We start from the raw sequence: 12,644 nt of genomic DNA on the forward strand, positions 1-12,644 counted from the left end.
GTTCAGACTCCTGTGCCAAGTTGCCAGCCTTGCGGCGCCGGCTGCCAGGGGGCAGGGGGCGCTATCTGCGGTGGCTCGGCAAGATAGAGGGGAAATTGGGAGAAAATTGTCTGCAATCGATGTGCCAGCTCTTGCCACTCCGTGGGCTGAAGTGGCCGGGTGGCCTGCCATGTCAGCCGCCGGCCGTTCAGCGTCAGGGTGAGCAGCGGCTGGTTATCGCAAAGGAAGCGCCACTGCCGGCCATCTGGTAACAGCTGATAATCCGATTGTTGCAGCAACCGGGCGGTGAGCCGATCCAGCCCCAACCCGTCCACCAGCTGCTGGCCACGGTGGCGGTAGTCGTCTGACTGTTGTTCAAGCCGTTGCAGAGCCTGCAGCAGCCGCTCAGGCTCGGCCAGTTCGCTCAGGGTCAGCCGCTCGGCCAGCTGAAAGCGGGCGATCACCTGGTCGTTGAACTGCTGGTTGTCGACGATGGGCACCGCCAGGGTCGGCAGGCCGAGACAGGCCCGCTCCCAGGTCATGCCGCCGGCGGCGCCGATGGCCAAGTCGTGCCGGCTCATCAGGTCGGCCATCTGGTCGCTCTGGCGCAGCAGCACCAGGTCAAGGTCGGCCAGCTCGGCCACTCTCTGCTCCAGCTCGGGCCAGAAGGGATTGGCGCCGCCCGCCACCAGGGTCCAGCGGATGGTGCGGGCCCAGGGCAGCCTAGCCAGGCTGTTGAGGGTGATGAGGCAGGCGCCGGCCGGGTCGGCGCCGCCAAAGCAGATAAGCCCCCTTTGCCACCGGTCTGTATGTTGACGTGCCAGCTGGCGATAGGCGGGGCGCAGCAGGGCATAGTCGGTGCCCAGCAGCAGCCGGCAATCGGCAGGGGTGAGCGGCTGGTAATCGGCGGCGCGGCGCAAGGGGCCCTGATCCAGCAGCAGCTGGCAGTGGTGCGGTCGATCGGCCAGATCATCGATCACCAGCACACGGCGGCAGTGGGCGGCCAGCTGGGTTTCGAGCCGCTGGTCAATCTGGTAGTGATCGAACACCAGCCAATCGGGCTGCAGGCGAGGCAGGGCACCAGCGTCATCGAGCGTGCCAAGGGGATGATGGTGATGGGGCCGCAGCAGTGACAGCAGGTGCGCCGGCAGATCGTGGCAGAGGAAGTGGCACTCGGCCCCGGCGGCGTGCAGCCGATCGGCGATGGCCAGGCAACGCATCAGGTGGCCCAGCCCTATTTCGGCGCCGGCGTCGAGCCGGAAGGCAACTTTAAACGTCATCTTGGGCCAGCACTTGATAGAGCAGTTCGGCCAGGTGCCAATCTTCCGGCGTGTCGATGTCGACTACCCTATGCCGCGGCAATATGTGGCCAATCCCCTCTCCCCCCACCGGGCTGATCCCTCCCAGCCAGGCCGCGCGACTGCCCCAGTAGAATTGGCCGGCATCCTGATACGCGGGCTCCAGATCCTGGGAGCGTTTCGCCATCTGCTCCGGCCAGAACGGCGTGACCCGGCCCTGTTCGTCCATGCGCACCGCCCGCTGGATCGGGAAGCCGAATTCGGCCACCGTGTAGACGAAGGGAGCCTGGCTGGCGAGCAGGCGAGCGTGGGCGGCGCGCAGGTCGGCGGCCTGGATCAGCGGCACGGTGGCATAGATGCAGCAGTAGTGCTCTGCCTGGATGCCGAGCTGGTCGAGCCGCTGGATGGTGTCGATGACCACAGGGGTGGTGCCGGTATGATCATCGGCGAGGTTGGCTGGCCGCAAAAATGGCACTTCCGCCCCCAGTTGACGAGCGACCTTGGCAATCTCCTCGTCATCGGTGGAGACCACCACACGACTGAAACAGCCCGAGTCTCTGGCCGCCTCAATGGCGTAGGCAATCATGGGCAAGCCGCAGAAGGGACGGATGTTCTTGCGGGGAATGCGCTTGCTGCCGCCCCGTGCCGGGATGATGGCGATGGCCATGATGCTCTCTCCCTGAGGAGCCCGACGTGGTCGCCGGGCCGGATAATTGATGACAACTCGTTGATTATTTTTGAGATTATACCGAGTTTTCATCTTATATTATTGAGCTTTGCTACGGAATTGCCCGGCGATGGTCGATAACATGGGCAAGTGATGGGACGTCATTGGTATTGAACATGAGTTATGGTGTCGAATTGCGCCCGCTCCAGCCCTGGGATCTGCCCACTCTACGACGCTGGCGCAACCAGGACGAGGTGCGGTTGCAGATGGTGGAGCAGGCGCTCATCTCCCCCAGTCAGCAACGGCAGTGGTTCGTCAGCAGCCTGGAACGGCCTGACCAGCAGCACTGGGTGCTCTGGTGCCGCGGCCTGCGGGCTGGCTACGTCAACCTGAAAGGGGAGATGAGGCAGTCTTTGCTGGGGCAGCCGGTGGCGGATGCCGGCCTCTATCTGGGCCGCTCCAGCGTGCGCCACCCTATGCTGGCCGTCGCTGCCGCCCTGTCACAGCTCGATCAGGGCTTCGATACCTTCGGGCTCGGCTGCATCCGCACCCTGGTGCGCACCGGCAATGACGCCGCCCTGCGCCTCAATGCGCAGCTCGGCTATCGCCAACAGGGGCAACAGGGCGACTTCATCGCCCTCGAACTGCAGCCCGCCGACTATTATGCCGCCCGAGAACGGCTACGGAGATTTTTCAGATGACTATAGCGTTGGAACAGGTTTTTGCCGATGCCCTCGGCATCGACGTCGGCAGCGTCAGCGACCAGCTGGCCTACAACAGCATTCCCCAGTGGGACTCCGTCGCCCACATGGGCCTGATCGCCCAGCTGGAGGACTGCTACGGCGTGCTGCTCGATACCGATGACATCATCGACATGAGCTCGGTCGCCAAGGCGCGGGAGATCCTCGCCAAGTACGGGGTCGCCCTCTGATGCAGGGGCTGCTGCAAGGCAAGCGGGTGTTGATCACCGGCGCCGGGCGCGGCATCGGGCTCGCCATTGCCCGGTTGTTTGCCGCGCAGGGGGCCGAGCTGTGGCTGGCGGGGCGTGACGAGGCGGCCCTGAGCCGGCTGGCCGATGAACTCGGCGCCGAGTTCGGCGTGTCTTGTCACTCGCTCTGTGTCGATGTGGCACAGCCGCAGGCAGTCAAGCAGGCCTTTCAGCAGCTGTTTGCCCAGACGCGCCAGCTGGACGTGCTGGTCAACAATGCCGGCATGCTGGAAGAGGGGCTGCTCGGCATGGTCAATCAGGCCCAGCTGGAACAGACCTTCAGTCACAACACCTTCAGCGTGGTCTATTGCAGCCAGTATGCCGCCCGCCTGATGCAGCGCAGCGGTGGCGGCAGCATCATCAATCTGGCCTCCCTGATGGGGCGGGTGGGGGCCGCCGGCCTTTGTAGCTATGCCGGCAGCAAGGCGGCGGTGATCGGCATCACCCAGTCGCTGGCCAAGGAGCTGGCCGCCAGCCGTATCCGGGTCAATGCCATCGCCCCCGGCTTCATCGACACCGAGATGGCCCACGCCATCCCGGACGACAAGTTTGCCGAGCGACTCGCCAGCATCGCCATGGGGCGCATCGGCACGCCGGACGAAGTGGCCAAGGTCGCGCTGTTTCTCGCTTCCGACCTGGCAAGCTATGTGACCGGTCAGGTCATCGGCGTGGATGGAGGCATGACGGTCTGATGGATCACGCGCACGCACTGCTCGCCCACCTGCGGGAAGACAACCCGGCGCCGGCCTGGTGCGATCCGCAAGAGGGCTGGCTCTCCTACGGCGAGCTGGCACGGCGGGTGGCGCGGCTGGCGGCCAGTTATCCGGACGAGCGCAACCTGGTCTATCTGCCCTTTTTCACCCGCACCGCCCACCTGCTGCACTATCTGGCCGCGCTCAAGCTGGGGCATGCCGTGATGCTGGCAGACCCGGCCCTCCCAGCGAGCCAGCACGATGCCAGCTGCCGGCAGTTTGGCGTGAGCTGGCGGGTCAATGACGCCGGCCAGCTGGAGCGGCTCGCCGCGACGACGCCCACCCTGCACCCGGTGCTGGCGGTATTGCTGCCGACCTCGGGCAGCACCGGCAGCGCCAAGTGGGTGCGGCTGTCGGGGCGCAATCTGGCTGCCAACGCCGCCTCCATCGCCGACTATCTGACGCTGACAGCGGCCGAGCGGGCCATCACCAGCCTGCCGCTGTACTACTCCTACGGCTTGTCGGTGCTCAACAGCCATCTGCTGGTGGGCGCCTCCCTGGTGCAGCACGAAGGGAGCGTGCTGGAGCGCGACTTCTGGCAGCAGATCGATCTGCACGAGGTGAGCAGCTTTGCCGGAGTGCCCTTTACCTATCAGATGCTGGCCCGGCTGCGCTTTGACTGGGCCCGCTACCCCTCGTTGCAAACCCTGACTCAGGCGGGCGGGCGTTTAGAGCCCGCGCTGGCACAGCAGTTTGCCGAGCAGGCCCTGCGGCTGGAGCGGCGCTTCTTCGTCATGTACGGCCAGACCGAGGCCACCGCCCGCATGGCCTGGCTGGCGGCGCCCGAGGTGGCCGCTCATCCCGATGCCATCGGCCGCGCCATTCCCGGCGGCCAGTTCGCTTTGCGCGCGCTGGAGGGGGGCAAACCCGGGGAGGGGGAGCTGGTCTATCGCGGCGACAACGTCATGCTGGGCTACGCCGGCACGGCCGAGGATCTGGCGCTGGGCGCCCAGCTGCAGGAGCTGGCCACCGGCGATCTGGCCCGTTGCGATGAGGCGGGCCGCTACTACATCTGCGGCCGGCTCAGCCGTTTTCTCAAGCTGTTCGGCAAGCGGGTCAGCCTGGCGGAGGTCGAGAGCCAGCTCCATTGCTGGGGCTGGACGGGGGCCTGCGGCGGGCGTGATGACAGCCTGCTGGTGGTCGTCGAGCCCCGCGGTGACCAGCCGGCCGACGGCTTGCAGCGTGAGCTGGCGCAATGGCTGCAGGCCCCGCCGCGGGCGGTACAGGTGGTGCAGGTGCCACAACTGCCGCGCACCGCCAATCACAAGATTGACTACGCCGCTCTGGCCAGACTGGCGGGGGAGGCGTGATGGAGCAGTTGCTGAGCGCGCCGGTCTTCGCCCTGCCCCAGGCCGCCAAACAGGCGCTGCTGCTGGCGCGGCTCAACGCGCTGACTGCGCACCATCAGGCGCACTGCACGGCCTATGACAATGTGCTGCAAGCCTTCGGCTGGACGGCCGCGGCGACCGACTACGATGCGCTGCCTTACCTGGCGGCCCGGCTGTTCAAACTAGCCCAGTGGCAGAGCGTGCCGCAGAGCGAGGTGTTCAAGGTGCTCACCTCGTCGGGCACCACGGGTTCACCATCACGGATCGTGCTGGACAGGGAGACCGCCGCCCTGCAGAGCAAGGTGCTGGTGAAGATCTTGCAGGAGTTTGTCGGCAAGCAGCGCCTGCCCATGCTGCTGGTGGAGCAACCCGCCCTCATCCAGAACCGCAGCGGCTTTTCGGCGCGCGGCGCGGGCGCGCTGGGGCTCTCTTTCCTCGGCCGTGATCATACCTATGCTCTCGACGAGCAGATGCGGCCCAACTGGCCGGTGATAGAGGCTTTTTGTGACAAATATGCCGGCCAGCCGGTGCTGCTGTTCGGCTTCACCTTCATGATCTGGCAATGCCTGCTGGAACCGCTGCGCGAGCGCGGCCTGCAACTGCCGCTGACGCAGGGTATTTTGTTTCACAGCGGCGGCTGGAAAAAGCTGCAGCACCTGGCGGTGGACAATCCCGCCTTCAAGGCCCGCTGCCGGGAACAGCTGGGGCTGGGCCGGGTACACAACTTCTACGGCATGGTGGAGCAGGTGGGCTCCATCTTCGTCGAGTGCGAGCAGGGTCACTTGCATGCTCCCGTGTTTGCCGATGTACAGGTGCGCGATCCGCTCAGCCATCAGCCGCTCGGGATTGGCAGCCCAGGCCTGCTGCAGGTGCTCTCCGCCATTCCCGGCAGCTATCCCGGCCACAGCCTGCTGAGCGAGGATCTCGGTGTGCTGCTGGGGGAGGATGACTGCCCTTGTGGCCGCCATGGCCGTTATTTTCACGTAGCGGGACGCCAGCACGGCGCCGAGGTGAGGGGATGCAGCGACACCTTTCAATGACCCCGTCCGGGGTGGCCACCGGGCTCTGGCAGGAGGGGCCGGCGGTCAGCTTCGTGGCGCCGGCTGCGGGCTGGCAAACCTTCTGCCCGCAGCCGCTGCCCTGCTTTGCCCCTGTCATCTGCGACTTCGTGGCGGCGCTGTCGACCCGCCTGCAACAGGAGGGTCGTCGTCACCCTGATCTGGCCGCGTTCGGTTTCTGGCTGCGGCCCCGTCAGCTGGCCAGAGAACAGCAGCGCTTGCAGGGGCGGGGGCCGCTGGGGGTCACCTTTCACCTGGTGCCCTCCAACGTGCCGACGGTGGCCTTCTACTCCTGGCTGGTGGCTCTGTTGATGGGTAACCCCTGCGTGGTGCGGCTTTCGTCACGCCGCGATCCGCAGCAGGAGGCCATGTTGACGATCCTCAACGAACTGTTCAGCCTCGGTGAATGGCAAGAGATCGCTGCCCGTACCCGCTTCATTCGCTATGACCACGACGAGGGTATCACCGCCTGGCTGTCGGCGCGCTGCCGGCTGCGCATCATCTGGGGCGGCGACGAGACCATTCGCCAGGTGCGGGCCATTCCCTTGGCACCCACGGCGCAGGAGGTGGTGTTTCCGGATCGCCGCTCGATGGCGGTACTCGACAGCCGCTGGCTGGCGGGGCTGGATCCGCAAGAGTGGCAACGGACGCTGGATGCCTTGCAGCAGGACTGTACCCGTTTCAACCAGCAGGCCTGCGCCTCGCCGACCACCCTCTGCTGGCTGGGTGAGCCCGACGAGGGACTACGCCGCCGCTTGCTGGAAGCCCTGTTCGCCCCCTTTGCCACCGATCCCGCCCTGGCGATGGAACGACTCATCCACAGTCAACAAAATGCCGCCGAGCAGGGGGCAATGAAGGTGACCGGCTTGCCCGGCGTCACCTTATTGACTCCGACCAGCACGCTGCGGCTCGCACACGTCGGAGGAGGTACAGTTGCCGAATTTGTGGCCGATACCCTGAATGAGCTGCTGGCACAGCCCTGGGGCATGCAGACCTGCGTCTGGGTCGGCGGTGACAGGGGCGGGGTCGAAGCGGTGCTGCCGACTGCCCCCACCTGCCGGATTGACCGGGTGGTGGCGCCGGGACAGGCGCTCGCATTCGAATGGCACTGGGATGGTATCGACATGCTGCAACTGTGCAGCCGTGGCCTCAGCCGACGCGAATAATCGGGTGTGGCTCACATAAATCCCGCAGCTTCAATGGATTAGCTTGGTCAGGCATACCTCTTGCAGTAAAACCTGACAGAGAGGGAGAAGGGTTGACAGGGACCGTGCGGTAGCCTTGCCCATTTTCTCCCATCCGCTTCTTTTCTATTCATTTTCCCTTGGATTTCCCTATGAAAGTCAGCGTATTGGTGCCCGTCTACAATCTGGCGTGCTTCATCGAACCCTGCCTGCTCAGCCTGCTCGAGCAGCAGACGGATTTCGAGTTCGAGGTGATCGCCATCGATGACGGCTCGAGTGATGACTCCTGGTCCATCATGCAGCGGCTGGCACGGCAGTGGCCGGCCCTGCGGGCCCTGCAAAACGAACAGAACATGGGGCTGGCCAGAACCCAGAAGCGGCTGCTTGGTGAAGCAAAAGGGGCCTACCTTGCTTATGTGGATGGCGATGACCTGGCCTTGCCGGGCAAGCTGCAGCGGCAGGCCGACTATCTGGACACGCACCCCGGCTGCACACTTTGCTATCACGAGGCGGAGATGTTTGATGATGAGACCGATGCGCGCATCAAGCTCTTCACTCGCGATTACTACAACGCCCGTTACCTCGAACCCGTGATGACGCGGGAGGCGTTGATCCGCTTCGGGGTCTTCGTCAATGCCAGCTCCATCATGTTCCGCCGCTATGACGGCATGGCTGATGCCATCGATGAAGGGTGCAAGATCATTCTCGATTATCCCTGGCACATCCTGAATCTCTCCCTCAATCCTGGCACCCTGGATTTTATCCCCGAGCTGCTGGGGCGTTATCGCTTCCATACCCAGAGCTTCGGCGGGCAGACCCGCAAGTCTGCAGAGCGCCGTGAGCAGTCGCTGCGCGACCTGCTGCGCGCCTGTGACAATGCGGCTGCGTTTGGCGCGGACCCGGTGATCATTGCCCAGGGGCGTGCCCATCACTACTACTCTGCCGCGCTCTACTTTTTGCGGCAGGATGACGTCGTCCGCTTCACACAGCTCATCGAGCAGTCGGTGGTAGAGGTTGCGGAGTTGGCGCCAGGCTGGTTCTTCGACGAGCGGCATCAACTGGCGTGGGAAGAACGGAAGACCCCGAAATCAGTATTCGCACGGTTGTTTTAACATCAGCCAAGAGGACTTAAATGAACAATGTGTTTTCCCAACAAGTTGAGCTATTGTATATAAAGAGCAATAGACTAATAGATCTAATAGAAGACCGAACTGTATTTGGAATTTTTGGAACAGGCCAGCTTGCTCAGAATTGTTATGATCAACTTATAAAGTTTGGGCATACGGCATCCTATTTTGTGGGTAGAAATGAAGATGAAGGTATATTTATGAACCTTCCGCTTAAGACTATAAAATATATCTCCTCAAAAACAGCACCTTTACTGATCGCATCTACATGGGCAAAAGAAATAACGCTAGATTTAAGACGTGCTGGGTTTGTAGGGGAAGTGTTTGTTATAGACCCCTTTGTTACTGTATTTGAACGCATGACAATTACTGATAAGAATGAGCTAATCAATTTTTATTCATCATTAGAAGATGATGCTTCTAAGAAAAGTTTGATTGACCTCATTTCCTTCCGTTGTGGTAATGTAGATAGTATATCCGTTAGTAGCTATCCACAATATATGTCACCCAATGTTGGATATTCAACCGCTGATATAATTATTGATGGCGGGGCATACATCGGCGATACGATTAAAAGCTTGGATGAGCACAATATTATTGTGCGAGAAATTCATGCTTTTGAGCCAGATTCAGAAAATTTTCAAGCTCTGCTCCGTTATGGAGATAAAACAAAGTTAAAAGTGATATCTAACAATTTAGGCTTATGGTCATCAGCACAAGAGCTCAATTTTTCGGATAATGATACCATCTCGTATGGACGACGAGTCGATGAAAAAGGCGAGGTGGCTATCAATGCGATTAGCATTGATGACTATGTAAAGTCGAATGGCATAGCTCCAACGGTTATCAAACTAGATATTGAGGGCGCTGAAATGCATGCTCTTGTGGGGGCAAAAAATACAATTACTACTCGAAAACCAAAATTAGCGATCAGTCTTTATCACTGTCAATCGGATTTATGGCGTATACCAGAGTATATAAAGTCACTTAATCCAGATTATCTTTTTTATTTGGGGCATCATAGAAACAGCTGGATGGAAACAGTGCTATATGCCCAAAGTAAAAATTCTTAGAGCAAAATATAAATGAAATATCAGGCAATCGTCATTGGCGCCGGGCTTTCGGGCGCCGTCATGGCTGAACGAATGGCCAGCCAGCTTGGCTGGAAGGTGCTGGTGCTGGAACAGCGCGACCACATCGGGGGCAACTGTTTCGACGAGTATGACAAGCATGGCGTGCTGATCCATCGCTATGGGCCGCACCTCTTCCATACCGACAGCAAGGAAGTGTGGGATTACCTGTCGCAGTTTACCGAGTGGTTGCCTTACGAGCATCGCGTGCTGTCGCGCATCGATGGGCAACTGGTGCCTATCCCGTTCAACCTGACCAGCATCGAACGCTGTTTCCCCGCCGACAAGGCCGGCGCCATGATTGAGGCCCTGCGTACCCGGTTCGGGGATGGCGCCAGAGTGCCGATTCTCGAACTGCGCAAGGAGCAGTCTCCCCTGCTGGGTGAACTGGCGGATTTCATCTATCAGAAGGCGTTCGTCAACTACACCAGCAAACAGTGGGGAGTCCCCCCCGAGCAGATCTCCCCCGAGGTGACGGCGCGGGTACCTGTGGTGGTCAGCCGGGATGATCGCTACTTCACCGACCCCTGGCAGGCGGTGCCGGCCGTAGGCTATACCGCCATGTTTGAGCGCATGCTTGCGCATCCGCTGATTGACGTGAGGCTGTCGACCCCCATGGCAGAGCACGTCAGGCTGGATTGGCAGCAGAAGCGGGTGCTGCTGGATGGCGAGCAATTTGATGGCCCCTTGATCTATACCGGGATGCTGGATCATCTGCTGCCGGCAGAGGGGAATTACCTGCCATACCGTTCACTGCGTTTTGAGCATCGCCATCTGGCACTGGAGCAATTTCAACCGGTCACCACCGTCAATTATCCAAATGAAGAAGCCTTCACACGGATCACCGAGTTCAAGCATTTCAGCGGGCAGGTACATCCCGGTACCAGCATCGTTTACGAATATCCCTGTGACTATCAGCCGGAACAGGGGCTAGAGCCCTACTACCCGCTGTTTACCGATGTAGCCAAACAGCATTATCAAGCGTGCCGTGATGAGTTGACCCGGTTCCCGCAGCTGATTGCTTTGGGCCGCCTTGCCGAATATCGCTATTTTGATATGGATGATGCGGTGAACAATGCGTTGAATCACTTTGCCAAGCACACGACAACTCTTTGAACCTTGGATACACATGCCGTGACCAAACCACTGTTATCTGTATTAATGCCTGTCTATAACTGTGCAGAATATATCGAAGAAGCTCTTGCTAGTATCCAGGCTCAAACTTTCACAGACTTTGAAGTGCTGGTGATCGATGACGGTTGCAGTGATGAGACACCTGCAATTGTTCGGCGTATAGCTTGTCATGATCAACGGATCAAGATCATTTCCCGGGAAAATCGCGGAATTGTCGATTCTCTTAACGAAGGGGTGGCATTAGCCCAGGGCAGATGGTTGGCCCGCATGGATGGCGATGATATTTGTGAGCCCCATCGTTTCTCTTGTCAGTTGGCTTTTCTCAACGCTCACCCAGAGGTAGACATTGTTGGAAGCTGGGTGCAGCTTTTCGGGGCTCGCAGCGAGATCTGGCATCACCGCCGGGAAGATACATTTATTAAATTCATGCTGTTGTTTCGTTCATCTGGGTTCAGCCATAGCTCTATCATGGGTAAAATCGAGTTTTTTCAGAATTTTGCATATGACAAAAAATATGAAGATGTCGAGGATACTGAGCTCTGGTCCAGAATGGCACTTTGTAGTGGAGTTAAATTTGCCAACATCCCGGAAGTATTGGTCCATTACAGAGTTCATGATGCTCAAGTCTCAAAAATAAAACGAACGCGTCAAATGATTCTTTATCGGCAGATCATGAGCAAATACATGCTAACTCTCGGCGTCGCGGACATAGATATTGAGGCGCATGAATGGTGCTGTGATCTGCGAAGTGATTTAAGTGATGTAGAGTTAGAACGGATTTATTTATGGCTAGAAAAACTCAGTAGTAGTATCAGAGCTGACTGGAAGGATGATTTTGGCGTGATATCTGAACGTTGGGCCAGACTTTGTGCGTTGAATGGACATGCAAATAAGAAAGATGGCCTGTTTGGGTTTCGCCCCGTGACCTGGCTGTACAAGACGCTACCCGTATTGAACTATAATAAGCAGGGTTAACTCATGAATCTCATACTGTTTCCCTTCGATCGTGTCATCAAGGGAGCAAACATTGCTATCTATGGTGCTGGAGAAATTGGCGAATATTTCCTGCGACAGTTGGCTGCAGTTCCTTTTTGTCATGTGGTTTGGCTGGTCGATAAAAAATTTAAGTCCTTGGGAAAACAGCAACAACTCATTTCTTTACCACCGGCGTTGATGGATTGGCAACAGCCTGATCAAATTATTATTGCTTCTCAATTATTTGAAGAAGAGATAACAAAGTATCTTGTTAGTGAGGGCGTTGATCCTACGAGAATTGTAGGTATCGGCGCTGAGCAGAAAATTGATGTGCTAGACCTGATTCAAACCAGACTGAATGCTACCCCGGCAGATGATGAATGGGATGCCTACTATAAATTGGCAGAAAATTCAGCCCAAGCCCAATATAATAGATTCATTCAACCTGTATTGAGCCGGCTGGAAGGTGTGTTGGATTATAGTAATGTCCTTGATTTTGCCTGTGGTAAGGGACGTATTGCAGAGATAGTGCATACTCGTTGTCAGTATCTACAGTTGGTTGATGCCAGCTTTGACGCAATAGAGTTCTGCCGCCAGCGCTTTGCTAAATATTCAAATATTAGTATGCAATGCAATGGTGCAGATCAGTTACCTCAGCAAGCCAGCTCTCTAAGTCTGATATATTCTTGGGATGCGATGGTCCATTTCTCTTATAAAAGCTTGGATTTCTATCTCGGCGAATTCAACCGTGTACTGAAAGGTCAGGGATATGTTGTTATGCATCACTCCAATCTTGGTGCATTGGTGGATAAGATGAGAGTGTTCGACCAATGGAATCTGAATCCGGCCGGACGTAGTAGGATCTCAAAAGATGATGTTGCTTTGATTGCCCAGCATCATAATTTCGAGGTTGTAGAACAAACACTCATCGATTGGGAATGCAAGGATATGGATTGTATCAGTGTATTGAGAAAAGCGGCAGGCGTTCGTAGCTGACCTTTGGTTTAGAATGCCCTTTATACTG

Annotated in this window: 13 protein-coding genes; 11 read left to right on the forward strand and 2 right to left on the reverse strand. The window is 58.4% G+C overall.

Annotation, left to right across the window (positions count from 1 at the left end):
- Positions 1-2 precede the first annotated feature (2 nt).
- Positions 3-1,259 carry a UDP-2,4-diacetamido-2,4,6-trideoxy-beta-L-altropyranose hydrolase gene (pseG, locus tag PG899_RS04245; protein ID WP_077096299.1) on the reverse strand — a complete coding sequence of 419 codons (1,257 nt, stop codon included), beginning with the start codon at positions 1,257-1,259 and terminating at the stop codon, positions 3-5.
- Complete coding sequence (pseF, locus tag PG899_RS04250) at positions 1,249-1,944, reverse strand: pseudaminic acid cytidylyltransferase (protein WP_077096300.1); 696 nt, start codon at positions 1,942-1,944, stop codon at positions 1,249-1,251. The genes pseG and pseF overlap by 11 nt, the downstream gene beginning before the upstream one ends.
- Before the next feature lie 164 nt (positions 1,945-2,108).
- On the opposite strand from pseF, the gene PG899_RS04255 reads away from it, so the two are divergent.
- The 11 genes from PG899_RS04255 to PG899_RS04305 all read left to right on the forward strand — a co-directional run bounded on the left by PG899_RS04255 (position 2,109) and on the right by PG899_RS04305 (position 12,616).
- Positions 2,109-2,645, forward strand: coding sequence for a GNAT family N-acetyltransferase (locus PG899_RS04255; protein WP_077096301.1), 537 nt, complete (start codon positions 2,109-2,111; stop codon positions 2,643-2,645).
- The gene (locus PG899_RS04260; RefSeq protein ID WP_077096302.1) at positions 2,642-2,875 is read left to right on the forward strand and encodes an acyl carrier protein; all 234 of its coding nucleotides are present in this window, start codon (positions 2,642-2,644) and stop codon (positions 2,873-2,875) included. Before PG899_RS04255 ends, PG899_RS04260 begins: the two co-directional genes overlap by 4 nt.
- The gene (locus PG899_RS04265) at positions 2,875-3,624 is read left to right on the forward strand and encodes an SDR family NAD(P)-dependent oxidoreductase (protein ID WP_077096303.1); all 750 of its coding nucleotides are present in this window, start codon (positions 2,875-2,877) and stop codon (positions 3,622-3,624) included. Before PG899_RS04260 ends, PG899_RS04265 begins: the two co-directional genes overlap by 1 nt.
- Complete coding sequence (locus PG899_RS04270; RefSeq protein WP_077096304.1) at positions 3,624-4,994, forward strand: AMP-binding protein; 1,371 nt, start codon at positions 3,624-3,626, stop codon at positions 4,992-4,994. Before PG899_RS04265 ends, PG899_RS04270 begins: the two co-directional genes overlap by 1 nt.
- The gene (locus PG899_RS04275) at positions 4,994-6,052 is read left to right on the forward strand and encodes a LuxE/PaaK family acyltransferase (protein WP_077096305.1); all 1,059 of its coding nucleotides are present in this window, start codon (positions 4,994-4,996) and stop codon (positions 6,050-6,052) included. Before PG899_RS04270 ends, PG899_RS04275 begins: the two co-directional genes overlap by 1 nt.
- Positions 6,049-7,236, forward strand: a complete 1,188-nt coding sequence (locus tag PG899_RS04280) for an acyl-CoA reductase (protein ID WP_077096306.1) — start codon at positions 6,049-6,051, stop codon at positions 7,234-7,236. Before PG899_RS04275 ends, PG899_RS04280 begins: the two co-directional genes overlap by 4 nt.
- Before the next feature lie 158 nt (positions 7,237-7,394).
- Positions 7,395-8,366: a glycosyltransferase family 2 protein gene (locus tag PG899_RS04285; RefSeq protein WP_077096307.1), complete on the forward strand. Its 972-nt coding sequence runs from the start codon at positions 7,395-7,397 to the stop codon at positions 8,364-8,366.
- 20 nt (positions 8,367-8,386) lie between these two features.
- The gene (locus tag PG899_RS04290; protein WP_190283829.1) at positions 8,387-9,454 is read left to right on the forward strand and encodes an FkbM family methyltransferase; all 1,068 of its coding nucleotides are present in this window, start codon (positions 8,387-8,389) and stop codon (positions 9,452-9,454) included.
- A gap of 12 nt (positions 9,455-9,466) precedes the next feature.
- Positions 9,467-10,627 (forward strand): UDP-galactopyranose mutase, encoded by a 1,161-nt coding sequence (glf, locus tag PG899_RS04295; protein ID WP_077095742.1) that lies wholly within the window; start codon positions 9,467-9,469, stop codon positions 10,625-10,627.
- Positions 10,628-10,645: 18 nt separating this feature from the next.
- Positions 10,646-11,620: a glycosyltransferase family 2 protein gene (locus tag PG899_RS04300; RefSeq protein WP_143238962.1), complete on the forward strand. Its 975-nt coding sequence runs from the start codon at positions 10,646-10,648 to the stop codon at positions 11,618-11,620.
- A gap of 3 nt (positions 11,621-11,623) precedes the next feature.
- Complete coding sequence (locus PG899_RS04305) at positions 11,624-12,616, forward strand: class I SAM-dependent methyltransferase (RefSeq protein WP_077095740.1); 993 nt, start codon at positions 11,624-11,626, stop codon at positions 12,614-12,616.
- Positions 12,617-12,644: the final 28 nt, after the last annotated feature.

Source organism: Aeromonas sp. QDB39, from assembly GCF_027707585.1.
In the GTDB taxonomy this organism is placed as follows: Bacteria; Pseudomonadota; Gammaproteobacteria; order Enterobacterales; family Aeromonadaceae; genus Aeromonas; species Aeromonas hydrophila.